This is a genomic window from Brevundimonas sp. PAMC22021, assembly GCF_019443405.1.
Classification (GTDB): Bacteria; Pseudomonadota; Alphaproteobacteria; order Caulobacterales; family Caulobacteraceae; genus Brevundimonas.
Window position 1 is genome coordinate 731,617 of the sequence record NZ_CP080376.1, and the last position, 20,075, is coordinate 751,691.

The window sequence follows — 20,075 nt, forward strand, 5'->3', positions numbered from 1 at the left end:
GCCCATGGCCGATCTGCCCCTTCGTCCCGGTTCGACCCTCGGCATCGTCGGCGGCGGCCAGCTGGGTCGGATGCTGAGCCAGGCGGCGGCGCGTCTGGGTTTTGACGTGCTGATCCTGGACCCGGAGGACGACTGCCCGGCCGCGCGCGTGTCCGCCGGCCAGTTCGTTGCGCCCTATGACGATCCGGAGGCGCTGACGGCGCTGGGCCGGGCGTGCGGCGTGGTGACGTTCGAGTTCGAGAATGTGCCGGCCGCCTCCATGGAACGGCTGGCCGAGGCGGGCGCCCGTGTCGCGCCCGGACCCACCGCCCTGCGGGTGTCGCAGGACCGGGTGGAGGAAAAGACCTTTCTGAACGCCGTGGGCGCACCGACCGTCGACTTCCATGCCGTCGCGACGCTGGACGATCTGCGCGCGGGGCTGGAGCGGTTGGGAACGCCCGCCCTGCTGAAGACGCGGCGCGACGGCTACGACGGCAAAGGACAGGTCTGGGTGCGCGATCCGGCCGAGGTGGCGGACGCCTTCGCCGCCATCGAAGGTCGGCCCGCGATCCTTGAGGCGGCGGCGCCCTTTATTCGCGAGCTGTCGGTCATCGCCGCGCGCGACTGGGACGGGCGGATGGCCGTCTATCCGGTGGGCGAGAACAGCCACGAGGGCGGCGTCCTGCGCGTCACCACCGCCCCCGCCATCGCCGACGAAAAGACCCTGGTCCGCGCCCGCGCCATCGCCGAGGCGATCCTCGACGGCCTCGACTATGTCGGGGTCATGGGGGTGGAGTTGTTCGATCTCGGCGACGGCGTGCTGCTGGTCAACGAGATCGCACCGCGCGTCCACAACACCGGCCACTGGACCCAGGACGGCTGTGTCTGCGATCAATTCGAACAGCATGTCCGCGCCATCGCCGGGTGGCCGCTGGGCCCCACCGAGGCGCATGCCCGCGTCGAGATGGCCAATCTGCTCGGCGACGAGATCGAGCGTTGGTCAGACCTGAACGGGAAGGCCGACGTCCGCCTGCACCTCTATGGCAAGGCCGAGGCCCGCCCCGGCCGCAAGATGGGCCACGTCAACAAGGTGCTGGGGCCGATCTAGGCGGCGGTCCTGGCGCCGTAGCGCAGCCGCGCCAGGACGTCCGTGACCTTGCGGAAGGGAGCGTCGAAGTCCTTGCCGGCCTTCCACTTCTCGAACGACATGACGTTATCGATGCGGCGGGAGACGAAGCGTTCCGCCGCCTCTCGTCCCTCGAACCAGCGCAGAGTCAGGGCCGGGATCAGGATGCCGGACAGGATGGTGCGCTTGGAATAGTGGTTCCAGTCGGTCGAGGTGTCGCCGGCCCAGCGCCACAGGTGGTCGGCGCTTTCCCACGCCAGCTTCAGGCCGAGGTCGGCGTTGGCGGGGAGGGCGAGAAAGGCGGCGCAGCGGCGCGCAGCCTCCAGGTCGGCGGCCCCGGCCTCCATGCGCGCGGACACGGCGGCGAAGATGCGCTCTCGAATCTTCAACGCCTTGGCGTCGGTCGCCTCAAGCGCATCCAGGGCGCGGGCGTCGTGGCGGCGCGACAAGAGGGCGGCGAGATCGCGCGCGCCGTTGGGCAGCAGAAGTTCCTCGTCGCCGCGTGACAGGCCGCAGGCCTCGCACGCCTGCCGGACCAGCAGGCCGTTCCAGCCCAGCGCCGGCGCGCGCGCCACAGCGGCGTCCAGTACGGCCTGTTCGGTGCGGCTGGCCCAGTCTGAGGGGGCGGATCGAGGCTCGGTCATGGGCGCAGCATACGCCCGCACGGACGGGCTTTCGAGCCCTGCGAAACACGTGCGGCCATCTGGACAGCACGGGGGCTCTCGTGTATCAGCCCGCCTTCACCCGAGGACCGCCGTCCGCCGGGAGAGGTTTTGTTTTGTCTGCCCGTCTTCCCTCATCAGGACGCGGCGGGCGGCCAAAGGAGAGATTCACCTGGTTCAGATTTTCGTTCGCGACAACAACGTCGATCAGGCGCTGAAAGCCCTGAAGAAGAAGATGCAGCGCGAAGGCAGCTTCCGTGAGATGAAGCGCCACGTGCACTACGAGAAGCCCTCGGAGAAGCGCGCGCGCCAAAAGGCCGAAGCCGTTCGTCGCGCCCGCAAGCTGGCTCGCAAGCGCGCCCAGCGCGAAGGCCTGCTGCCCGCGCCGAAGCCCCGGGTTCCCGGCGGCCGTTAAGGCTCAGGCGAAAGCCGAAAGATCAAAGGCCGCTTCCTTTCGGAAGCGGCCTTTTCTTGTTGTTCTCCTCCCCATTTTCAATGGGGAGGTGGATCGACGGCGAAGCCGGAGAGACGGAGGGGCGCTCCGTCTGTGTCGGTGACGCTCCCGGCGTCTTACCCCTCCGTCACGATGCTGCGCATCGCGCCACCTCCCCATCTCCGATGGGGAGGAAAGGGCGTCATCCCCGTCCGGTGATGGCGCGGCCGAAGCTTTTCCAGCTCAGCTTCACGTCCGACAATGCGCCAGCGCGGAAGGCGCGGCCGGCCAACCAGACCATCAGCAGCGCCGTGCCGAACATGCCCAGCAGGGTCAAAACGATCTCGATCAGCGCGGGATCGCTGGGCGCCCGTGCGCTCATCAGGAAGGGCGTGAAGAAGGGGATCCACGAAAGCACCTTGACCACCGTGGCGTCCGGCGTGCGCAGGGCCATCTGCATGACCAGGATCGGAACGACCAGGATCATCATGATCGGCCCCATCAGGGTCTGGGCGTCGCGCGGCGTCTCGCAGAAAGCCCCAATGGCCGCGAACAGCACCGCGTACATCAGATAGCCGCCGATCGTGTAGAGCAGGAAGTAGATCAGCAGGCCGTCGCGCATCAGCACGGACATCACGTCCCTGGCCACGTCCGGCACGCCCGCCTGCAAGCCCGCCGCCCCGATCCCGCCCCAGACCAGCAGCACCGTGCCGGTCAGGAAGGCCACGCCCAGGACCTTGCCGGTCAGGATTTCGGTGGCCGAGGCGGAGGACAGCAGCACCTCCAGGATCTTGTTCGACTTCTCCTCCATCACGCTGTTCAGCAGGATGGAGGCGCCGGTGATGATCAGCGACCACAGGAGGAAGCCGAACACCAGGCCGACCAAGCCCGGCAGGCGGTCGCGGAACGACACTTCGCCGCCGCTGGTGGCGCGGGGCGAGAAGACGGACACGTCGGGGCGGAAGCGGTCGGCCTGACGCACCACCTCCGGATCGACGCCGGCCTGGACGAAGACGGTCTGGCGGTTCACGTCGCGCAGGGCGTCGCGGATCGCGCTTTCCACCGTCGTGTCGGTTGCACGCTCGGTCCAGACTCGGGCGGAGGGACCGGCGCCCTGCTGGTTCAGCAGGACCACGGCGCTGAGCGGCCGGTCGGCGCGATCGGAGGTCTCCAACGCCGCGCGGATGGCGGCGTCGCGGTCGGCGCCGGGCTGTGCGTCCGCGATGCTCGTCGGCGGCGCGACCAGAACGATCTGGCGTTTGGCCGGCTTTGCGCCGGCGCCCGCACGGGGCGCGATCCGCCGCAGCTCGGCCAGGCCCGCCTCATAGCCGCCCGCCTCGGCCGCCGCCCTCACTCGATCGCCGCCGGCCGTGCCAGCCTCGGGAATGGCGGCGAGGCGCAGGGCGTCGATGTCGGACCGGCGCTGATCCGCCTCCAATGCGGCGCGCACTGCGCTCGCCAACGAGCCCTGGGGCGTCTCGTCGACGATCGCCACCTGGCGCACCGGCTCGGCCGAGCGGATCAAAAAGGGTATGCCGCCGCCCAATAGGGCGAACAGCGGAAATGCCAGCAGCGACAGCCAGAAACCCACGGTCTTGGCGTAGGCCATGAACTCGCGCTGGGCGATCAGCAGGGTGCGTTTCATTGGGCCGCCTCCAGTTCGCGGGCGGGTGTGGTCGGCGCATCAGGCCGGTCGCCGGTCAGGTTGATGAAGGCGTCGTGCAGCGTCGGCTCCTTCAGCGCAAAGGCGCGCACGTCCAGGCCGCCGAGGAAGGCCGCCTTCAGGGTCTCCTGGCCCGCCGCGTCAGGGCGCAGACGGATGCGCAGCTCGTGGACGCCGTCCTCCGCCCGCACGGTCTCCACCGCCTCGACGCCGGGCAGGGCCGACGCCTGATCAGGCGAGATGGCGCCGGTCAGATCGAGAAAGCGCGGAGACGTGGCGCGCGCCTGATCCACCGTGCCCTCAAACGCCTTGCGACCTCGGGCCAGCAGCACGACCTTGTCGCACAGGCGCTCGGCATGCTGCATGACGTGGGTGGAGAACAGGACCGTGGCGCCATTGGCGGCCAGGCCCCGGATCATCTCCTCCAGCCCCTGCTGGTTCATCGGGTCCAGACCGGAGAAGGGTTCGTCCAGGATCACGAACTCCGGTCGGTGCACCACCGCGGCGATCAGCTGCACCTTCTGGGCCATGCCCTTGGACAGGTCCTTCATCTTCTTCTTCTGCGATGCGCCGAGGCCCTGCTGCTCCAGCAGGTCGCGTGCGCGCGCCTTGCCTTCGGTCGTCGGCAGCCCCTTCAGCGAGCCGAAGAAGGCGATGGCCTCGACCGGCGTCATCTTCTTGTAGAGGCCGCGTTCCTCGGGAAGAAAGCCGATGCGGTCGCGGACCTGCCGACCATCGGGCGCGCCCAGGATGTCGATCCGGCCGCTGCTTGCGGGCTGCAGCCCCAGGATCATGCGGATAGTCGAGGTCTTGCCCGCCCCGTTCGGTCCCAGAAAGCCGCAGATCGACCCCTTGGGCACCGAAAAACCGAGATCGCGCACGGCCTGAAAGTCGCCGTAGCTCTTGCTCACGCCCTCCAGCGTCAACGCCGCCGTCATGCCGTCTTCCCCCCTTGTCCTGCCGGGAGCCTAGCGCCCATCAAGGAAGGGGAAAATTAATTTCCTGTCATTCAGGTGAGGCCGCTTCAGCCCTTGGCGGCGACCTGGAAGTCGCGGCCCATGATCTTGGCGGGATCGACCTGGGCGCCGCCACGACGAACCTCGAAGTGCAGGTGCGGGCCGGTGGAAAACCCAGTCGAGCCGACGAGGCCGATCCGCTCGCCAGCCGCAATGACCGCGCCCGCGGTGACGTCGACACGGCTGAGATGACCGTAAAGGCTGGTCAGGCCGTTCGGGTGACGCACCTCGATGAACTTGCCGTAGCCGCCCGCGTCATAGCCGGTGCGCAGCACGCGACCTTCGCTGGTGGAGAAGACCGAGGTGCCTATGGGGGCGGCGATGTCGACGCCCTTGTGAGCGCGGGCCTTGGCCTCGATGGCGAGCTTTCGCAGCCCAAAGGGCGAGTTGATCGGCCGTCCCCTGACCGGGGCTGAGAAGGCGATGGTTCGGGTAATGGGGCCGGGCTTTTCCACCGTCGCCTTGATCGGCGGAGCGACGGGAGCGGCGAGGGCGGCAGGCGCTTCGGCGGCGACGCTGCTGCGGGTGGCCGATGGGGCGGCGGCCATGGCCATGACGGCGACCGCGGCGAGCACGGCGGTCTGGCCGGAGTGGGCCAAAAAGGTCTTGAGGCGCGTCAGGTGCGCATAGCCTGTCGGTCGTCGCATTCGGCGGCGTCTCCCAGCTCTTCGAGCGGCGGAAAGCGGCCGAGGATCGCGCGCGTGCGCGGCCATCCGGCCGAGGCGGCGCTTATCTCTTTGTTATTTGACCGCTTTGGGGCATCGCAGGGGCGGCGATTGGCCGCAGCGCAGGCGCGATCAGGCGATGATGTCGGGCAGGATGCGCGCCTCGATCTTCACGATCTCGTCGCGCAGAACCAGCTTCTTGCGTTTAAGGCGGGCGATCAAAAGCTGGTCGGGCACGGGGCCGTGGCCGAGCGCCTCGATGGAGGCGTCGAGATCGGCGTGCTCCTGACGCAGCAGGCGAACGCGGGCGTGCAGCGCCGCTTCTTCCTCGCTGACCTTGGGCGTGTCGTCGTTCATGGCCGCTCCCCGAGCGCGGTCTATAGCCGAGGTCGATTCAGGCCGGAAGGGCGTCGGCCAAGACGATCAGGGCCGGGCGCGGCGTGACCGGCGCCCAGACGCGGGCGGCGGCGACCAGGGCGTCAATCGCGGGGCGGGGCGGCCCTGCGGGCTCGGGCGCGAGCGCCTCCAGCGCCTCGAGCAGCCGGCGTTCGGCCTCCAATTCAACCGCCTTGATCCGGTCGCGGATCGCCTCGCGCGGCCCGTCGTCGATGTCGGGGATCGGGGCTTTCAGCGTGCGCCGGATCGACCGCAGCGGCGCGACCGCGACGCTGTCCCAGGCCCGCGCGGTGTCGCAGGCGGCCTCCAGCGTTTCCTTGTCGGGGCGACGACCGGTCGCGGCGACCCAGGCTGACCAGAGCAAGAGCGGCACACTCTGCTCATGCCGATCCTGCAGCAGCAGGCACGCCTCCGCGACATCAGGCGCCGAGTAGGCGGCGACGGTCCAGTCCCACAGCCTCATGCGTCGGCCGCTCCTTTCAATCCGTCCCAGCGTCGCACCGCGTCCCAGTCCAGGCCGAACAGGTCCAGCGCCCGGCCGACGGACTGGTCCACCATTTCGTCGATCGAGCCGGGGCGGGCGTACAGGGCGGGCAGGGGCGGGGCGATGACAGCGCCCATTTCGGCCAGCGCGGTCAGGGTGCGCAGGTGTCCCAGATGCAGCGGCGTTTCGCGCACCATCAGCACCAGCCGACGCCGCTCCTTCAGCGTGACGTCGGCGGCGCGGGTCAGCAGGGTGGAGGTCACGCCGGTCGCGATCTCGCTCATGGTCCTGACCGAACACGGCGCGACGATCATGCCCAGGGTGCGGAACGAGCCGGAGGCGATGCTGGCGCCCACGTCGGCCAGGCGGTGCACGACATCCGCCCGACCCGTCAGGTCGTCCGGCGTCAGATCCGTCTCCTGCGACAACGTCAGAAGGGCGGCTCGCGTGATCACCAGATGGCTCTCGACGCCCAGCGCCCTCAGCGCATCCAGCGTCCGCACGCCATAGACGACGCCCGATGCGCCGGACACGCCGACGACGATGCGGCGCGGTGTCGCGCCTACGGCTCCGTTCACATCATGACCCATTTCGGGGCTCAGCCTCTTGGATGTCCGGAAAGGCGGATCGTCACGGATTTGTGACTACACAGTCCGTCGAACCGGGCGCTCACTCTAGTGGTCCCTTAGACATGGAGGCGCAAGCCATGACCATCGAGGCTCGTATTCGCGAACTGGGTAACCGTCACCGCACGCTGGACGACACCATCCAGCGGGAGCGCCAAAGCCCGTCCGTGGACTCGCTGCACCTCAGGGAACTCAAGCAGAGGAAGCTCAAGCTCAAGGAGGAGATTTCCAGTCTCGAGCAGCGAACGCCCTGACCGATCAAACATAGCCAGACATGATGACGGCTCCGGGATCGCTCCCGGGGCCGTTTTCCTTTGGCGGATCCTTGGAGACCTTAGTCGCGGCGGCCGAACACGGACTCGGCGGTCGGCTCGGCGGAGGGACGCTCGCGCGCTTCCGGCACGAACTCGGGTTCGGAATCCAGCGGCTGCAGCGGTTGAAGCGAGGCGCCGCCGTTCTTGGCGTCGTCCTTGGCCTTCTTGTCGGCGGCCTTGCGCACCAGATCGTCCAGCGCCAGCTGGCCGACGAGACCCAGCGTCACCGGATCGACCGGCTTGATGTTGGCGCTGTTCCAGTGGGTGCGGCTGCGCACGCTCTCGATGGTCGACTTGGTGGTGCCCAGCAGCTTGGCGATCTGGGCGTCCGTCACCTCCGGGTGGTTGCGCACGAACCAGGCGATGGCGTCCGGACGGTCCTGGCGGCGCGAAACCGGCGTGTATTTGGGCGCGGGCTTGTTGGTCTTCAGCAGTTCGGCGTGACGGCTGACCACCGCCTTCATGCGATAGGCGTCATTGGCCTGGGCCTTATCCAGCTCCTCGCGGGTCAGCTGGCCGCCCGTCACCGGATCGACGCCGCGGATATCGCGCGACACGTCGCCGTCGGCGATGCCGCGGACTTCGAGCGGGTGCAGGCCGCAGAAGTCGGCGATCTGGTCAAAGGTAAGCGAGGTGTTGTCGACGAGCCAGACCGCGGTGGCCTTGGGCATCAGAATGTCGCTCATGGCGCGTTCGTCCCGTGAACTGCCCGTGTGCTTGCCGGGCGTTGAATACGACGGCGCCCGGCCTTTCGACCGGGCGCTGATTGAAACGGATATAAGCGCATTCCGCATCAAAAGGAAACGTCATCCGAAGGTCATACAGCCAGGGTTCATCTTGGCTGAACGATGCTCTTTGTAGCGCGGGCCGCTGGGGCGCTGGCGCAAGGGAGGGAAGACGATGGCGATTTTGTTGAGCGCGGCCATGGCGGCCGGGATGCTCATGCCCGTGCAGGCGCGGGGCGACATGTCGGTGCAGCGCGTGGCGCCCAGGGGCTCCTACACGGAGAGTTGCACAGAGGCCTTTGTGAACCGGGGGCGGCTCTACGCCGATTGCCGAGACCTGCGCGGCCGGATGCGCGGCACCTCGATCGAGGTCGGCCAGTGCGGCGGGGAAGAGATCCACAACGACAACGGTCGGCTCGTCTGCGGACGCATCCGCGGCGACTACGAGGACGGAGAAGGCGGCGGACGCCCCGGCCGTCCTGGCGGCGGCGGTTGGGGCGACAACGACGGTCGTCCCGGCGGCGGCTCGGGGGGCGGCTGGAATGGCGGGCGTCAGACCCTGACCCTCTATGCCGATCCCGACTACCGCGGGCTTTCGGAGCGGTTTCGCGGCGAGGCGCCGGACCTGCGTCGGTCGCCGCTGAACAGACAGGCCAGCGCCATCCGCGCCGAGGGGCAGTGGCAGGTCTGTTCCGAGCCGGGCTACCGTGGGCGCTGCCGGGTGGTGGAAGGCGACCTGCGCACCCTTTTCCGGCTTGGCATGGACGACAGCATCGCCTCGCTACGGCCCTGGCGCGGCGATCGCTGATCTAGGGGATCAGCACGATCTTGCCGATGTGGTCGCCCGCTTCCAGGAGGGCGTGGGCGGCCGAGGCTTCTTCTAGCGGAAAAGTCCGTTCGATCGGTGGTCGGACGGCGCCTGAGGCGACCCAAGGCCAGGCGGTCGCCTCTACGGCCTGAGCCAGACGCGCCTTTTCGTCGGCGGGGCGGGCGCGCAGGGTCGAGCCGGTCAGGGTCAGCCGCCTCACCATGATGCGGCGCAGGTCGACCCGCGCCTCCCAGCCGGTCAGGGTGGCGATGACCACCCAGCGACCGCCCGGCTTCAGCGACTGGAGGTTCAGCTCGGCATAGTCTTCACCCACCATGTCGAGCACGACGTCCGCGCCGCCCGCGTCCGCGATCGCGGCGGACAGGTCGCCGCCCGTGGCGTCGAGGCTGACGTCCGCGCCAAGGGAGAGGGCGGCCTCGGCCTTCTTGGCTCCCCGCGACGTGGCGATGACCCGGGCGCCGGCCGCCTTGGCCATCTGGATGGCGGTGACGCCGATGCCGCTGGTCGCGCCGTGGATCAGCAGGGTCTCGCCCGCCTTCAGGCCGCCGGCCTCGAACACATTGGCGAAGACGGTGAAGGTGGTCTCGGGCAGAACCGCGCCTTGAGCGAAGTCGAGGCCATCGGGGATCAGCAGCGCGTGACGGGCGTCCACGACCGCCAGGTCGGCATAGCCGCCGCCGCCCAGCAGGGCGCACACACGGTCGCCGACGCTCCAGCGTTCGACGCCGTCGCCCACCGACGCGACCTCGCCCGCGACCTCAAGCCCCAGAACGTCGGATGCGCCGGTCGGCGGCGGATAGGCGCCCTTGCGCTGAAGCAGGTCAGGGCGATTGATCCCGGCGGCGCGCACGCGGATCAGGATCTCACCAGGGCCGGGCGACGGGTCCGGGCGTTCGGCGACGCGCAGGGCTTCGGCGGGGCCTGAGCCGCCCTCGATCTCGATCACGCGCATGGCCGACCCTTCTCTTGCAATCCATGTCCCTCGCGCGCTGAAATAGGCGTTTCACGCGGAGGCGGCCATGATCTTCGACGAATCCGAACCTCGCGCGCGGCCGGGCGACGCCCTGGCCTCGCTCGGCCGAGAGGATCTGGACCCGCTGTCGGTCGAGGCTCTGCACGCGCGGATCGAGGCGTTGGAGGCCGAGATCGAACGCGCCCGGAGGTCCATCGCACGCAAGCAGTCGCAGAAGAGCGCAGCCGACGCCCTGTTCAGCTTTGGCGGTTCTCCACAAGCGGGCTCATGACGCAGAGCGCGATCCGTGGCATGACGGTTGCAGGCTTGGGGAGCCGGGCGTCGCAGGACGCCGAAGTTGGTACGGACGCGCGCACAGCCCATGATGATGCCTGAACTCACCGCCGGCGCCGACCAGAGCAGCGCAGATCGCGCCGCCGCCGTGCGCGACTTCGCCCGTTCCGAACTGTTCGACCGCACCTTTCGCGAGGGCATGGAACTTGTCGAGGAGACCGCCGCCTATCTGGACGGCGACGGACGACGGGAATCTAAGATGCTGTCGCGGGCGGCGGCTCTGGCCTATGCCGCCGAGAGCATGCGGCTGACCACGCGACTGATGCAGATTGCCTCGTGGCTCCTGGTGCAGCGGGCCGTGCGCGAGGGCGACATGACGCCCGAAGCCGCCGGCGAGTCGCGCTACCGGCTGAACGAACGCAAGATCGAGCGCGAGCCCAGCCATGCCGAGCTGCCGATCGCGCTGATCGAATACCTGGTGCGGGCCGACAAGCTGTTCGAGCGGACGGTGTACCTGGACCGGCGCATGTACATGGGCGAAGGCGAGCCGCCCGCGGCCAATCCGGTGCTGAGCCAGATGGATCGCCTCCAGGCCGCCTTCGGGCGGTAGGGACCGAGCGACGCGATCTTCTCCCTCCCCGGACGGGGAGGGAAAAATCGAGATCGATTAAGGCCTACGGTCCGACGTCGTTGGAGTCGGTCTGGCCGTCATCGACGGGCTTGGGCAGGCTGACGGCGATGCCAAGCGCCTGGGCCAGCTTGTCGTCGCGGCCATAGACGTCTTCGCGGAAGGCGACGCGACCCTGACCGTCGACAAAGGCGGTCCAGTAGAGGAGGCGCACAGTGACGTCGCGGCCGGTGGTGACGCGGGTCGTTTCGCGGCTGTCCTGTGCGGCGTCGAACTCGCCCAGCTTGACCGGGTCGGGCGACAGCAGCAGGCGCGCGAACTCGACCGCATTCTGCACCCGCACGCAGCCGTGGCTGCGCTGGCGCATGGCCAGGTTGAAGGCGGCCTTCGACGGCGTGTCGTGCAGGAAGATGGCGTAGCTGTCCTGCAGCTCGAACTTGACGTAGCCGAGGGCCGAGCGCGGGCCCGCGCGCTGGATCACCGTACCCTCGCGCACGAACATGTCGTTGGCGGCGAGATAGCCGGGCCCCTTGGGCAGGATTTCGCGGCGCGCGATGCCGGCCGGCACATACCAGGGCGGGTTGGCCACGACCGAGGCGAAGGGCTTTTCCAGGCTGGGCGTCTGGTTGTCGGCGGTGCCGACCACCACGCGGTTGGAGTGGACGGGCTTTGCGTCCTTCCAATAGACCATGATGGCGGCCGCGGTGTTGACCTCGATCCGCTCGGGCGCGACCTCGCGCTTCAGCCAGCGGCGACGTTCCAGGTTCAGGGCGATCTGGCGGGCGCGGTCCTGCGCCGAGGCGGACAGCGACCGCTGGGTGCCCGTGCCGATGCGGCCGTCGGCGCCCAGGCCGTGGCGGGCCTGGAAGCCCTTGACCGCGTTCTGAAGCTCGGAGCCATAGACGAGCCCTTGCGCCTTCAGCCGTGCGCCGTCGTCCTGCGACAGGTCGCCCTCGGCGGCCAGGCGGGCGATCAGGGCGGGGATGCGCCGGTCGCTCATGCCCGGCTCGATGGTCTGGCCTTGGGCAAAGGCGGGCCAGCCGCCATTGGCCATCAGGCGGCGATAGCGGATGTAGCCGGCCGACAGGTTCTGATAGCCGATGTCGGTGGGCGCCAGGCCTTCGTACCAGTCGAGCAGGCGGTTGCGCGCCATGGCGTCGGTCAGGCCGCCGGGCAGATCGACCCGGTTCTTCTGCATCTCCCAGAGCTCTTCCACCGTCTCCGGGCGGACGCGGCCCTCGGCCAGCACACGGGCGTAGAGCAGGGCGGCCGCGGTGGTGCGCAGCTCGGCCGAGGCGGGATCGGCCGCCAGGCCCACGAAGTCGAAGAAGTCGCCCTGAGCCAGGCCGTGGCGTTCGCTGCGGGCGGCGACGGCGTTCAAGGCGCGCAGGCGCTCGGCGTTCCAGACCGGGCGCCAGCCGTTGGCCTCGTAGAAGGCGCGAACGTCGCCCTGTTGCTCTTCAGGCAGGCGCGCGATCTGGTCGCTGAAGCTGTTGAAGAAGGCGGTCGCCCGCGGGTCGCGCTGGGCATAGACCGGCTGTTGCGCGACCGCGGCGCCGGCGAAGGTCAGGGCCGCCGTCGCGGCGCCCAGGCCCAATTCCCGTCTGTTCATACTCGAAGCTCTGGATCGACTCTTGGCGTCCGCCGGTCGGGACGCCCCCGACGGGTCGAACGTGCGTGTATTATCGCCGTTCCGGACAAACAGAAAGCGCCGGCCTTGCGACCGGCGCTTGCAGTGACCTATTCGCCGCACCTGCGGCGAGCGGGCGCTTACTTCTTGATGAAGCCGGCAAACTTGTTGTTGAAGCGCGAAACGCGGCCGCCGCGGTCCATCAGCTGCTGGTTGCCGCCGGTCCAGGCCGGGTGCGTCGACGGATCGATGTCCAGGTTCAGCGTGTCCCCTTCCTTCCCGTAGGTCGAACGGGTCTGGTAGGTGGAACCATCCACCATGGTCACGGTGATGAAGTGGTAGTCGGGGTGGGTATCCGCCTTCATGGTCGTCGTCCGGTCTCTGGCGCGATGACGATGCCGACCGTCGCTGCGCATGCAAAATGAGAAACCCGCCGAGGGCCCCGGCGGGAAGAGGGCGGCGTTTACACCGGGGGGCGATCCGGGGCAAGAGGCGCGGGCCATGACCGACGCCGCGCCTTCCGCTCCCGCCCGCCCCGAAGCTTACGGTCGCCCCGGCGCCGGCGCCTTGCTGATGGAGCAGATGGACGAGGCGGGCGGCAAGCGCGCCAAGACCCGCAACGTCCGGCCGCTGGCGCGCCTGATCCCCTATGCGATGCGGCACAAGGGGCATGCGTCGCTGGCGGTGCTGTGGCTGCTGGCGTCCACCGCGGCGTCTCTTGGCCTGACCGCCATGGCGCGGGGCGCCATCGACCACGGGTTCGAGAACGGCGGGCGCGACCTGGACGTGTGGTTCCTGCTGCTCGGCGCCAACGCCCTGTTCCTCGGGCTGGCGACGGCGGCGCGCTACTTCTACGTCACGCGTACGGGCGAGCGGGTCATCGCCGATGTGCGCAAGGGCCTGTTCGGCCGCATCCTGACGCTGGATCCCAGCTTCTACACCCACATGCGCACGGGCGAGGTGCTGTCGCGGCTGACCACCGACATCGCCCTGGTCGAGACGCTGATGACGACCTCGATCTCCTATGCGCTCAGGAACCTGCTGACGCTGATCGGGGGCGTGGCCCTGCTGTTTTTCGTCAGTCCCAAGCTGACGGGCATGGTGCTGCTGATCGTGCCGCTGCTGATCGTGCCGCTGTTCGTGTTCGGGCGTCGCGTCAGGAAGCTGACGGTGGCGTCGCAAGACCGATTCGCCAATGCCGTGGGCTTCGCCGGCGAAAGCGTGGACGCCATCGAAACGGTGCAGGCGTTCGGGCGTGAGCGCAGCGCGATCGACCGGTTCGGCTCGGCGGTCGAGGATGCGTTCGGCGCCTCGCTGATCCGCATGAAGGCGCGCGCCTGGATGACGGCCATGATCATCGTCGTGATGTTCGGCGGCGTGACGCTGGTGCTGTGGCTGGGGGCGCAGGACGTGATCTCGGGCGCCATGACGCCGGGCGCCCTGATCCAGTTCGTGCTGCTGTCGGTGTTTGCGGCCGGAGCGGTCGGCGCGCTCGGCGAAAGCTGGGGCGACGTGCAGAAGGCTGCCGGCGCCATGGAGCGGATCGAGGAACTGATGCGGTCCGAACCGGGGACCGCCGCGCCGGCTTCGCCTCGCGTCCTGCCATCGCCGCCGCGCGGAGAGGTGTCGATGTCCGGGGTGGAATTCGCCTATCCGGGACGCTCGGACCTGCCGGCGCTGAAGGGCTTTTCGCTTACGGTGCGGCCAGGCGAGACGGTTGCGCTGGTGGGGCCGTCGGGTGCGGGCAAATCCACGGTGTTCCGCCTGCTGCTGCGCTTCTACGACCCGAACTCCGGCTTGGTCTCGGTCGACGGCGTCGATGTGCGCGACGCCGATCCGGTGGAGGTGCGCAACCGCTTCGCCTGGGTGTCGCAGGAGACGCCGCTGTTCTCCGGCTCGGCCTTGGAGAACATCCGCTTCGGGCGCGAGGCGACGACGTTGGACGAGGCGCGCGACGTCGCCGGCAAGGCTCAGGCGCTGGGCTTCATCGACGCCCTGCCGCAGGGCTTCGACACCCCGCTGGGCGAGCGGGGCCGCAGCCTGTCGGGCGGACAGCGCCAGCGGATGGCGATCGCGCGGGCTCTGGTGCGCGACGCGCCGATCCTGCTGCTGGACGAGGCCACTTCAGCGCTGGACGCCGAAAGCGAGCGGCTGGTGCAGGCGGCGCTGGACCAGGCGATGGAAGAGCGCACCACACTGGTCATCGCTCACCGGCTGGCGACGGTGCTGCGCGCCGACCGCATCGTGGTCATGGAAGACGGCGCGGTGGTGGAAGAGGGGACGCACGCCGAGCTTACGGCGCGCGGCGGCCTGTATGCACGGCTGGCCGAGCTTCAGTTCCGTGGCGGCTGAGCGGCCGCGACCACGATGGCTGGAAAGTCGCTGAACACCGCGTCCACATCCGCGTCGAGGATGGCTGCCGCATAGGCGGCAAGATCGCCGTGGGCGGCCGGATCGCTTCCGCGCCGGCGCTCCAGCGGCAGGAAGACGTTTTCGGCGCGCAGGGTCCAGACAACCACCTTCAGGCCTGCCGCGTGCGCGTGCCCGACAAGGGCGCTTTGCGCCTGCGACCGGCCGGCGGCGTCTCGCGGCAGGACCAGCGTCGCCTCCGGAGCGATCCAGTCGGCATAGCGACGGATCGCCGCCAGCCCTTCCGGCGTGATCATCTGCGCATAGGCTTGAGCTGGTCTGTCGAACGGCGCGCCGGATGCGGCGACCAGCTGAACCAGAGGCGCGTCGATCTGCGCCGCGAGCCGCTCCAGCGGGCCGACCTCGAAGCACTGGATCAGGATCGGCGCATCCGCGCCCGTAAGGTTCAGCCGCTTCATCTCGGCAAGGAACGCCTGTTCCATGTCCAGGCCCAGCGACGCGAAATAGGAGGGATGCTTAAGCTCGGGCGCCACAAGGATCATCCGGCCGGCCCGGGCCGAACCCTCCTGCGCGATGGCCACGACCTCGTCGAACGTCAGGATCGGCTCGCGGTCGTTATGGGCGACATTGCCCGGCCTGAGCTGTGGCAGCCGCTCACGCGCCTTCAGCGTCTTCAACTCTGCCAGCGTGAAGTCCTCGGTGAACCAGCCCGTGGTCTCGACGCCGTCGATCATGCGGGTGGTGCGCCGGCTCGCGAACTCGGGCCGTTCGGCAACGTCCGTCGTGCCGCCGATCTCGTTCTCGTGGCGCACGATCAGCGCACCGTCTCGGCTCATCACCAGATCGGGTTCGATGACATGGGCGCCTTGCTCGATCGCCAGCGCATAGGCCGCGCGGGTGTGCTCGGGCCGCTCGCCAGAGGCGCCCCGGTGGGCGATGACCAGGGGCGTCCTGGCGAGGGTCTCGGACATGGCGGGCGTTCCTGTCAGCAGGAGCGCGGCAAGAACGGCGCGGATCACGCCGCTCGTCTACATGCCGACCGCGACGCGCCCGTGACGGTTCAGCTCGCCTGCAGCACCTTGCGCAGCTGCGGATGCAGGTCGGGATTGGCGGCGAGGATGCTTGAGCCGGTCTTGGCATCGCCGTCCTGGTCGATGGTGGTGACCAGGCCGCCGGCCTCGGTGACGAACAGCAGGCCGGCCGCCACGTCCCAGGGCTTCAGGTTGCGCTCATAATAGGCGTCATACCGCCCGGCGGCGACCCAGGCGAAATCCAGCGCGGCCGAGCCGAGCCGGCGGATGCCGGCGACGCGCTGGCCGATGGCGTGGATGTCCTTGATGGCCTGGGCATGGCCGGTCTTGCCGATGAAGGGCAGGCCGGTGGCGATCAGGCTTTCCGACAGGTCCTTGCGGCCGGCCACGCGGATGCGGGCGTCGTTCAGGTAGCAGCCCTTGCCTTTTTCGGCCCAGAACAGCTCGTTCATGACCGGGTTGTAGGTGACGCCCGCGACGATCTCGGACGAGCCGTCGGGCGCGCGGCGCTCCAGCCCCACCGTGATGGCGAAGTGGGGCATGGCGTGCATGAAGTTGGTGGTGCCATCGATCGGGTCGACGATCCAGGTGTGCGACTTGTCCGTGCCCTCGATCATGCCGCGCTCTTCGCCCAGGAAGCCGTAGCCGGGGCGGGCCTTCATCAGCAGTTCGTAGAGTGTGTCCTCGGCCTTCAGATCGGCGGCGGTGACGAAATCGCCGGGGCCTTTGCGCGAGACCTGCAGCTGCGACACCTCGCCGAAGTCGCGCAGCATCGGGCGGGCGGTCTTGCGGACCGCGTCGATCATCACTTGCAGCAGGGCGGAGGCGAGGGCCATGGCGGAACTCAGTGGCGAGTGGCTGGTGACGAGTGGCGAGCAGGAATACGGCGGCGAGGCGGGTGACCGACTGGCTCAATCTCTCGCCACCCGCCACACGTCACTCGCCGCTTTGACCTTAGTCCGCGCGGCGGACGTATTCGCCGGTGGCGGTGTCGACGACGATGCGCTCGCCGGCGGACATGTAGGGCGGGATCATGATGCGCACGCCGTTGGAGGCGGTGGCGGGCTTGTAGGACGAGGAGGCCGTCTGGCCCTTCACCGTGGGCTCGGTCTCGGCGACTTCCAGCACGACCTGGTCGGGCAGGGACAGGCCGATCGGGCGATCTTCGTGGCTTTCGATGACCACCTTCATGCCTTCTTGCAGGTAAGGGATGCGGTCCTCGCCGACCCAGTCCTTTTGCAGCTCGATCTGCTCGTAGGACGCGTCGTCCATGAAGACCAGGCTGTCGCCGTTGTCGAACAGGTAGGAATAGTCCTTCTGCTCCAGCGTCACGCGCTCGACCTTGTCTTCCGAGCGGAAGCGTTCGTTCAGCTTGTTGCCGGTCTCGAGGTTCTTGGCCTCGACGTTGGCGAAGGCGCCGCCCTTGCCGGGCTTGACGTGGCTGGCCTTGGTGACGACCCACAGGCCGCCGTTCACTTGCAGGACCATGCCGGGCTTGATGGTGTTGCCGTTGATCTTCATGGGGTCACATCGAGGAAAGGAGAGGCGCGCGCCCGTCGTCGCGACGGCGCGTCAAATCGGCCGCGATCCCTAGAGGAAGCCCCGTCAAAGGGCAAGGCGGCCCCGCCGGAGCCGCCCGCCTGCGATCACTTGGCCGCGTCGTCGGCCTTGTTGGCCAAGGCGACGCCGGCGCCGCGCGGGGCGGCCAGCTTGCCGGCGAGTTCGTCCAGCTTGCGCGCCTCATGGGCGAAGGCCGCGGCGAGCCCTGCGCTGGTCATGGCGGCGGCGACCTGCACGGCCAGGGTGGCCGGGCGATAAGCCAGCCACACCGCATTGACCGCCTGAGCGGCCGCCCACAGGCCCATGGCGCTTCGCCGCTCTGGCCGATCGGGCGCGTTCCATACCCGCACAGCCGACAGGGTCGTCGCCGAGAACACCGCGGGCAGGATCATGCTGAGCGGACCCTTGGGACGTTCGGTGGTCGGCTTGGCGTTCTTGCGCAGGTGCTTCAGCTTGGTCGTCGGCGGCTTGATCGCCTGGGTGGCCAAGAGCGTCGCCAGTATGGCGAAGCCCGCCGTGATGGCGATGCCCGTCGCCACATGGGTGGTCGAGCGGCCCTCGCTGTTCAGGAAGTCCACGGCGCGGTCGCGCACCTCGTCCACGGCGTCGTCGATAGTGGTCATGCCAGCCCTCTTAAGCGTTGCCCTAAGAATGGCCGGCTTCCGCCACGGTTCCGGGCCTTTCAGCCGTCGAGTTCGGGATAGTGGCGGAATATGCCCTCTTCGTTGAAGGGGATGCGGCGTTCGCTGGACAGATAGGCGGCGATGCGCGGCAGGGCGGCGACGCGGTCGCGGACCTGCAACACGCCCGGCGTCCGCTGCAGCACGCGCGCTGTCGCTGTCGGAAAGGCGTAGCGCAAGCCTTCCACCACCTGGAACAGCGACAGGTCGGCGTAGGTGAGATCGCGCCCCACCAGCCAGCCCGAGCCGGTGGCGTTGCGCGTCAGAACGCGTTCGGCCCAGGTCAGGAACTTCTCTATCCGCGCCTCTCGAAAGCCCTTGGCGCGGCGGGCGGCCTCCGGCCTCTGCTCGTCGTAGTAGGCCATCATGTCGACCGGGTGGTGGGTATCGTGCGCCTCCGCCACAAGGTCGGCAAAGGTCAGCTGAATCTGGTTCAGCCAGGCGCGGTCGGTGTCGCCAGCGGGCGCCAGGTTCAGCTGCGGCCCGATCCAGGCCAGAATGGCGGCGGTCTGGCCGATCGTGCGGTCGCCCAGCTTCAGAAACGGCGGCGCGAAGGCGGGAAAGGGCGCGTCCTCGATCAGCCGCTGCATCGCCTTGCCGCCGTCCTGGCGCGAGACGTCGACGTAATCCGGGCCGGCCGCCTCGAGCGCCAGCCGCACGAACTCGCCGCGCCCCTGGATGGTCGGCCAGTAGTAGAGTTCATAGGCCATGTGGCGGCTCCTTGCTTTCGGGGACGTGTGGCTGTAAGAGCGCCGCTTCCCGTCGTCGGTTCATTCCGGTGACGGTCCTGTCCGAGAACTTCGGGGAGCGGGGGCCGCCCGCTTCGTAACCGTCAGAGAGCCCTCTGGCGCCGTGGGGAGATGGGGACGCGACCCTGGCGGATGTTCGGCCCGTGATCCGGGATGGACATCGTCGGTTTGCATCCTTCGGACAATACGACCGGCCGATGCGCCCGCAGCGATGCGGGAGCGGAAGGCCACACACGTCGTCGGGAATCCGCCCGGCGGCGAATACTGAACTGGAGACCGCAATGGACCGCGCTCAAAAGGCCGAGTCGATCGAGACGCTGAAGGGCGTCTTCGCCGACGCCGGCTCCGTGGTCGTGACCCACAACCTGGGTCTGACCGTTGCGGAAATGGAAGATCTGCGTGGCCGTCTTCGCAAAGAAGGCGGCGCGTTCAAGGTGGTCAAGAACCGCCTGGCGCTGAAGGCGCTCGAGGCCGAGGACGGCAGCGACTACCACCCCCTGTTCAAGGGTCCGGTGGGCATCGCCTATGCCGAAAACCCCGGCACGGCCGCCAAGGTCGTCACCGATTTCGCCAAGGGTAATGATCGCTTCAAGATCGTTGGCGGCTTCATGGGTGACACCGTCGTCGATCAGAAGGGCGTGGAGGTTCTCTCCAAGCTGCCGACCCTCGACGAAATCCGCAGCCAGCTCATCGGCCTGCTCAACGCCCCGGCGACCAAGATCGCCGCCGTCGTTCAAGCGCCCGCCGGTCAACTGGCCCGCGTGTTCAACGCCTACGCCACCAAGGACGCCGCGTAAGCGGACCCGTCTTTCATCTCTGCACTCTCTGAACCTCATCCTCCGAAGGAAAACTGACAATGGCCGACCTCGCCAAGATCGTCGAAGACCTGTCCGCGCTTACCGTTCTGGAAGCCGCTGAACTCTCCAAGCTGCTGGAAGAAAAGTGGGGCGTCAGCGCCGCTGCTCCGGTCGCCATGGCCATGCCGGCCGGCGGCGGCGCCGCTCCGGCTGAAGCCGCTGAAGAGCAAACCGAGTTCACCGTTGTCCTGCTGGACGGCGGCGACAAGAAGATCAACGTCATCAAGGAAGTCCGCGGCGTCCGTTCGGACCTGGGTCTGAAGGAAGCCAAGGACCTGGTCGAAGGCGCTCCGCAGAACGTCGTTGAGAACGTCTCCAAGCAACAAGCCGACGAAGTCGCCAAGAAGCTGACCGAAGCCGGCGCCAAGGTCCAGGTCAAGTAAGACCGACGACCTTCGGCCTATGC

At 68.6% G+C, this 20,075-nt stretch carries 25 protein-coding genes; 9 read left to right on the forward strand and 16 right to left on the reverse strand.

The genetic code is table 11. The features are described from left to right. Positions 1-4 precede the first annotated feature (4 nt). Complete coding sequence (locus KY493_RS03565; RefSeq protein ID WP_219897620.1) at positions 5-1,087, forward strand: 5-(carboxyamino)imidazole ribonucleotide synthase; 1,083 nt, start codon at positions 5-7, stop codon at positions 1,085-1,087. Here KY493_RS03565 and KY493_RS03570 read toward each other — a convergent pair. Beyond that, positions 1,084-1,749 carry a COQ9 family protein gene (locus KY493_RS03570; RefSeq protein WP_219897621.1) on the reverse strand — a complete coding sequence of 222 codons (666 nt, stop codon included), beginning with the start codon at positions 1,747-1,749 and terminating at the stop codon, positions 1,084-1,086. The two genes, KY493_RS03565 and KY493_RS03570, sit on opposite strands and share 4 nt — an antisense overlap. Before the next feature lie 190 nt (positions 1,750-1,939). On the opposite strand from KY493_RS03570, the gene rpsU reads away from it, so the two are divergent. Further along, complete coding sequence (gene rpsU / locus KY493_RS03575; protein ID WP_087120183.1) at positions 1,940-2,182, forward strand: 30S ribosomal protein S21; 243 nt, start codon at positions 1,940-1,942, stop codon at positions 2,180-2,182. Positions 2,183-2,402: 220 nt separating this feature from the next. Here the strand turns inward: rpsU and KY493_RS03580 are convergent, their stop codons facing one another. From KY493_RS03580 to KY493_RS03605, 6 genes are all read right to left on the reverse strand, one after another. Then, positions 2,403-3,845, reverse strand: coding sequence for an ABC transporter permease (locus tag KY493_RS03580; RefSeq protein ID WP_219897622.1), 1,443 nt, complete (start codon positions 3,843-3,845; stop codon positions 2,403-2,405). Further along, positions 3,842-4,801 carry an ABC transporter ATP-binding protein gene (locus KY493_RS03585; protein WP_219897623.1) on the reverse strand — a complete coding sequence of 320 codons (960 nt, stop codon included), beginning with the start codon at positions 4,799-4,801 and terminating at the stop codon, positions 3,842-3,844. The genes KY493_RS03580 and KY493_RS03585 overlap by 4 nt, the downstream gene beginning before the upstream one ends. 86 nt (positions 4,802-4,887) lie before the next feature. Then, positions 4,888-5,526, reverse strand: coding sequence for a M23 family metallopeptidase (locus KY493_RS03590; RefSeq protein WP_219897624.1), 639 nt, complete (start codon positions 5,524-5,526; stop codon positions 4,888-4,890). Between the two features lie 150 nt (positions 5,527-5,676). After that, the gene (locus KY493_RS03595) at positions 5,677-5,901 is read right to left on the reverse strand and encodes a YdcH family protein (protein ID WP_219897625.1); all 225 of its coding nucleotides are present in this window, start codon (positions 5,899-5,901) and stop codon (positions 5,677-5,679) included. A gap of 37 nt (positions 5,902-5,938) precedes the next feature. Further along, on the reverse strand, positions 5,939-6,403 hold the full coding sequence (locus tag KY493_RS03600) for a TIGR02444 family protein (protein ID WP_219897626.1): 465 nt from the start codon (positions 6,401-6,403) through the stop codon (positions 5,939-5,941). Further along, on the reverse strand, positions 6,400-7,014 hold the full coding sequence (locus KY493_RS03605) for a UbiX family flavin prenyltransferase (protein WP_219897627.1): 615 nt from the start codon (positions 7,012-7,014) through the stop codon (positions 6,400-6,402). Before KY493_RS03605 ends, KY493_RS03600 begins: the two co-directional genes overlap by 4 nt. A 116-nt stretch (positions 7,015-7,130) precedes the next feature. On the opposite strand from KY493_RS03605, the gene KY493_RS03610 reads away from it, so the two are divergent. Continuing rightward, the gene (locus tag KY493_RS03610) at positions 7,131-7,304 is read left to right on the forward strand and encodes a YdcH family protein (protein WP_219897628.1); all 174 of its coding nucleotides are present in this window, start codon (positions 7,131-7,133) and stop codon (positions 7,302-7,304) included. Between the two features lie 80 nt (positions 7,305-7,384). Here KY493_RS03610 and KY493_RS03615 read toward each other — a convergent pair whose 3' ends face one another. Further along, positions 7,385-8,050: a DUF1013 domain-containing protein gene (locus KY493_RS03615; RefSeq protein ID WP_219897629.1), complete on the reverse strand. Its 666-nt coding sequence runs from the start codon at positions 8,048-8,050 to the stop codon at positions 7,385-7,387. A gap of 214 nt (positions 8,051-8,264) precedes the next feature. Between KY493_RS03615 and KY493_RS03620 the strand changes: the two genes are divergently transcribed. Continuing rightward, complete coding sequence (locus KY493_RS03620; RefSeq protein WP_219897630.1) at positions 8,265-8,897, forward strand: beta/gamma crystallin-related protein; 633 nt, start codon at positions 8,265-8,267, stop codon at positions 8,895-8,897. Position 8,898: 1 nt separating this feature from the next. Here the strand turns inward: KY493_RS03620 and KY493_RS03625 are convergent, their stop codons facing one another. Then, positions 8,899-9,870: an NAD(P)H-quinone oxidoreductase gene (locus KY493_RS03625; protein ID WP_219897631.1), complete on the reverse strand. Its 972-nt coding sequence runs from the start codon at positions 9,868-9,870 to the stop codon at positions 8,899-8,901. A gap of 67 nt (positions 9,871-9,937) precedes the next feature. On the opposite strand from KY493_RS03625, the gene KY493_RS03630 reads away from it, so the two are divergent. Beyond that, the gene (locus KY493_RS03630) at positions 9,938-10,162 is read left to right on the forward strand and encodes a DUF1192 domain-containing protein (RefSeq protein WP_219897632.1); all 225 of its coding nucleotides are present in this window, start codon (positions 9,938-9,940) and stop codon (positions 10,160-10,162) included. 96 nt (positions 10,163-10,258) lie between these two features. Continuing rightward, on the forward strand, positions 10,259-10,774 hold the full coding sequence (locus tag KY493_RS03635; RefSeq protein ID WP_219898310.1) for a DUF1465 family protein: 516 nt from the start codon (positions 10,259-10,261) through the stop codon (positions 10,772-10,774). 64 nt (positions 10,775-10,838) lie between these two features. On the opposite strand, the gene KY493_RS03640 is transcribed toward KY493_RS03635, so the two are convergent. Together KY493_RS03640 and rpmE are read right to left on the reverse strand one after the other, a co-directional pair. Further along, entirely contained in the window at positions 10,839-12,404 is a 1,566-nt protein-coding gene (locus KY493_RS03640) for a murein L,D-transpeptidase (RefSeq protein ID WP_219897633.1), read from the reverse strand. A gap of 158 nt (positions 12,405-12,562) precedes the next feature. Next, positions 12,563-12,787 carry a 50S ribosomal protein L31 gene (gene rpmE / locus KY493_RS03645; protein ID WP_219897634.1) on the reverse strand — a complete coding sequence of 75 codons (225 nt, stop codon included), beginning with the start codon at positions 12,785-12,787 and terminating at the stop codon, positions 12,563-12,565. A 136-nt stretch (positions 12,788-12,923) separates the two neighbouring features. Between rpmE and KY493_RS03650 the strand changes: the two genes are divergently transcribed. Then, positions 12,924-14,774 carry an ABC transporter transmembrane domain-containing protein gene (locus tag KY493_RS03650; RefSeq protein ID WP_219897635.1) on the forward strand — a complete coding sequence of 617 codons (1,851 nt, stop codon included), beginning with the start codon at positions 12,924-12,926 and terminating at the stop codon, positions 14,772-14,774. Here KY493_RS03650 and KY493_RS03655 read toward each other — a convergent pair. From KY493_RS03655 to KY493_RS03675, 5 genes are all read right to left on the reverse strand, one after another. Then, the gene (locus KY493_RS03655) at positions 14,756-15,763 is read right to left on the reverse strand and encodes a glycerophosphodiester phosphodiesterase family protein (protein WP_255568007.1); all 1,008 of its coding nucleotides are present in this window, start codon (positions 15,761-15,763) and stop codon (positions 14,756-14,758) included. The genes KY493_RS03650 and KY493_RS03655 overlap by 19 nt on opposite strands. A gap of 89 nt (positions 15,764-15,852) precedes the next feature. Further along, on the reverse strand, positions 15,853-16,659 hold the full coding sequence (locus KY493_RS03660; protein ID WP_219897637.1) for an inositol monophosphatase family protein: 807 nt from the start codon (positions 16,657-16,659) through the stop codon (positions 15,853-15,855). Between the two features lie 118 nt (positions 16,660-16,777). Further along, complete coding sequence (gene efp / locus KY493_RS03665; RefSeq protein WP_219897638.1) at positions 16,778-17,344, reverse strand: elongation factor P; 567 nt, start codon at positions 17,342-17,344, stop codon at positions 16,778-16,780. Between the two features lie 125 nt (positions 17,345-17,469). After that, positions 17,470-18,006 (reverse strand): tryptophan-rich sensory protein, encoded by a 537-nt coding sequence (locus KY493_RS03670; protein ID WP_219897639.1) that lies wholly within the window; start codon positions 18,004-18,006, stop codon positions 17,470-17,472. 59 nt (positions 18,007-18,065) lie between these two features. Continuing rightward, positions 18,066-18,773, reverse strand: a complete 708-nt coding sequence (locus KY493_RS03675) for a glutathione S-transferase (RefSeq protein WP_219897640.1) — start codon at positions 18,771-18,773, stop codon at positions 18,066-18,068. Between the two features lie 320 nt (positions 18,774-19,093). Between KY493_RS03675 and rplJ the strand changes: the two genes are divergently transcribed. Then, positions 19,094-19,609 carry a 50S ribosomal protein L10 gene (gene rplJ, locus KY493_RS03680; protein ID WP_219897641.1) on the forward strand — a complete coding sequence of 172 codons (516 nt, stop codon included), beginning with the start codon at positions 19,094-19,096 and terminating at the stop codon, positions 19,607-19,609. Between the two features lie 59 nt (positions 19,610-19,668). Continuing rightward, entirely contained in the window at positions 19,669-20,052 is a 384-nt protein-coding gene (gene rplL / locus KY493_RS03685) for a 50S ribosomal protein L7/L12 (RefSeq protein WP_219897642.1), read from the forward strand. Positions 20,053-20,075 lie beyond the last annotated feature (23 nt).

Coding starts and splice junctions, on each gene's coding strand:
- KY493_RS03565 (WP_219897620.1), top strand. CDS start 5: ATGGCCGATCTGCCCCTTCGTCCCGGTTCGACCCTCGGCATCGTCGGC.
- KY493_RS03570 (WP_219897621.1), bottom strand. CDS start 1,749: ATGACCGAGCCTCGATCCGCCCCCTCAGACTGGGCCAGCCGCACCGAA.
- KY493_RS03580 (WP_219897622.1), bottom strand. CDS start 3,845: ATGAAACGCACCCTGCTGATCGCCCAGCGCGAGTTCATGGCCTACGCC.
- KY493_RS03585 (WP_219897623.1), bottom strand. CDS start 4,801: ATGACGGCGGCGTTGACGCTGGAGGGCGTGAGCAAGAGCTACGGCGAC.
- KY493_RS03590 (WP_219897624.1), bottom strand. CDS start 5,526: ATGCGACGACCGACAGGCTATGCGCACCTGACGCGCCTCAAGACCTTT.
- KY493_RS03595 (WP_219897625.1), bottom strand. CDS start 5,901: ATGAACGACGACACGCCCAAGGTCAGCGAGGAAGAAGCGGCGCTGCAC.
- KY493_RS03600 (WP_219897626.1), bottom strand. CDS start 6,403: ATGAGGCTGTGGGACTGGACCGTCGCCGCCTACTCGGCGCCTGATGTC.
- KY493_RS03605 (WP_219897627.1), bottom strand. CDS start 7,014: ATGGGTCATGATGTGAACGGAGCCGTAGGCGCGACACCGCGCCGCATC.
- KY493_RS03610 (WP_219897628.1), top strand. CDS start 7,131: ATGACCATCGAGGCTCGTATTCGCGAACTGGGTAACCGTCACCGCACG.
- KY493_RS03615 (WP_219897629.1), bottom strand. CDS start 8,050: ATGAGCGACATTCTGATGCCCAAGGCCACCGCGGTCTGGCTCGTCGAC.
- KY493_RS03620 (WP_219897630.1), top strand. CDS start 8,265: ATGGCGATTTTGTTGAGCGCGGCCATGGCGGCCGGGATGCTCATGCCC.
- KY493_RS03625 (WP_219897631.1), bottom strand. CDS start 9,870: ATGCGCGTGATCGAGATCGAGGGCGGCTCAGGCCCCGCCGAAGCCCTG.
- KY493_RS03630 (WP_219897632.1), top strand. CDS start 9,938: ATGATCTTCGACGAATCCGAACCTCGCGCGCGGCCGGGCGACGCCCTG.
- KY493_RS03635 (WP_219898310.1), top strand. CDS start 10,259: ATGCCTGAACTCACCGCCGGCGCCGACCAGAGCAGCGCAGATCGCGCC.
- KY493_RS03640 (WP_219897633.1), bottom strand. CDS start 12,404: ATGAACAGACGGGAATTGGGCCTGGGCGCCGCGACGGCGGCCCTGACC.
- rpmE (WP_219897634.1), bottom strand. CDS start 12,787: ATGAAGGCGGATACCCACCCCGACTACCACTTCATCACCGTGACCATG.
- KY493_RS03650 (WP_219897635.1), top strand. CDS start 12,924: ATGACCGACGCCGCGCCTTCCGCTCCCGCCCGCCCCGAAGCTTACGGT.
- KY493_RS03655 (WP_255568007.1), bottom strand. CDS start 15,763: ATGTCCGAGACCCTCGCCAGGACGCCCCTGGTCATCGCCCACCGGGGC.
- KY493_RS03660 (WP_219897637.1), bottom strand. CDS start 16,659: ATGGCCCTCGCCTCCGCCCTGCTGCAAGTGATGATCGACGCGGTCCGC.
- efp (WP_219897638.1), bottom strand. CDS start 17,344: ATGAAGATCAACGGCAACACCATCAAGCCCGGCATGGTCCTGCAAGTG.
- KY493_RS03670 (WP_219897639.1), bottom strand. CDS start 18,006: ATGACCACTATCGACGACGCCGTGGACGAGGTGCGCGACCGCGCCGTG.
- KY493_RS03675 (WP_219897640.1), bottom strand. CDS start 18,773: ATGGCCTATGAACTCTACTACTGGCCGACCATCCAGGGGCGCGGCGAG.
- rplJ (WP_219897641.1), top strand. CDS start 19,094: ATGGACCGCGCTCAAAAGGCCGAGTCGATCGAGACGCTGAAGGGCGTC.
- rplL (WP_219897642.1), top strand. CDS start 19,669: ATGGCCGACCTCGCCAAGATCGTCGAAGACCTGTCCGCGCTTACCGTT.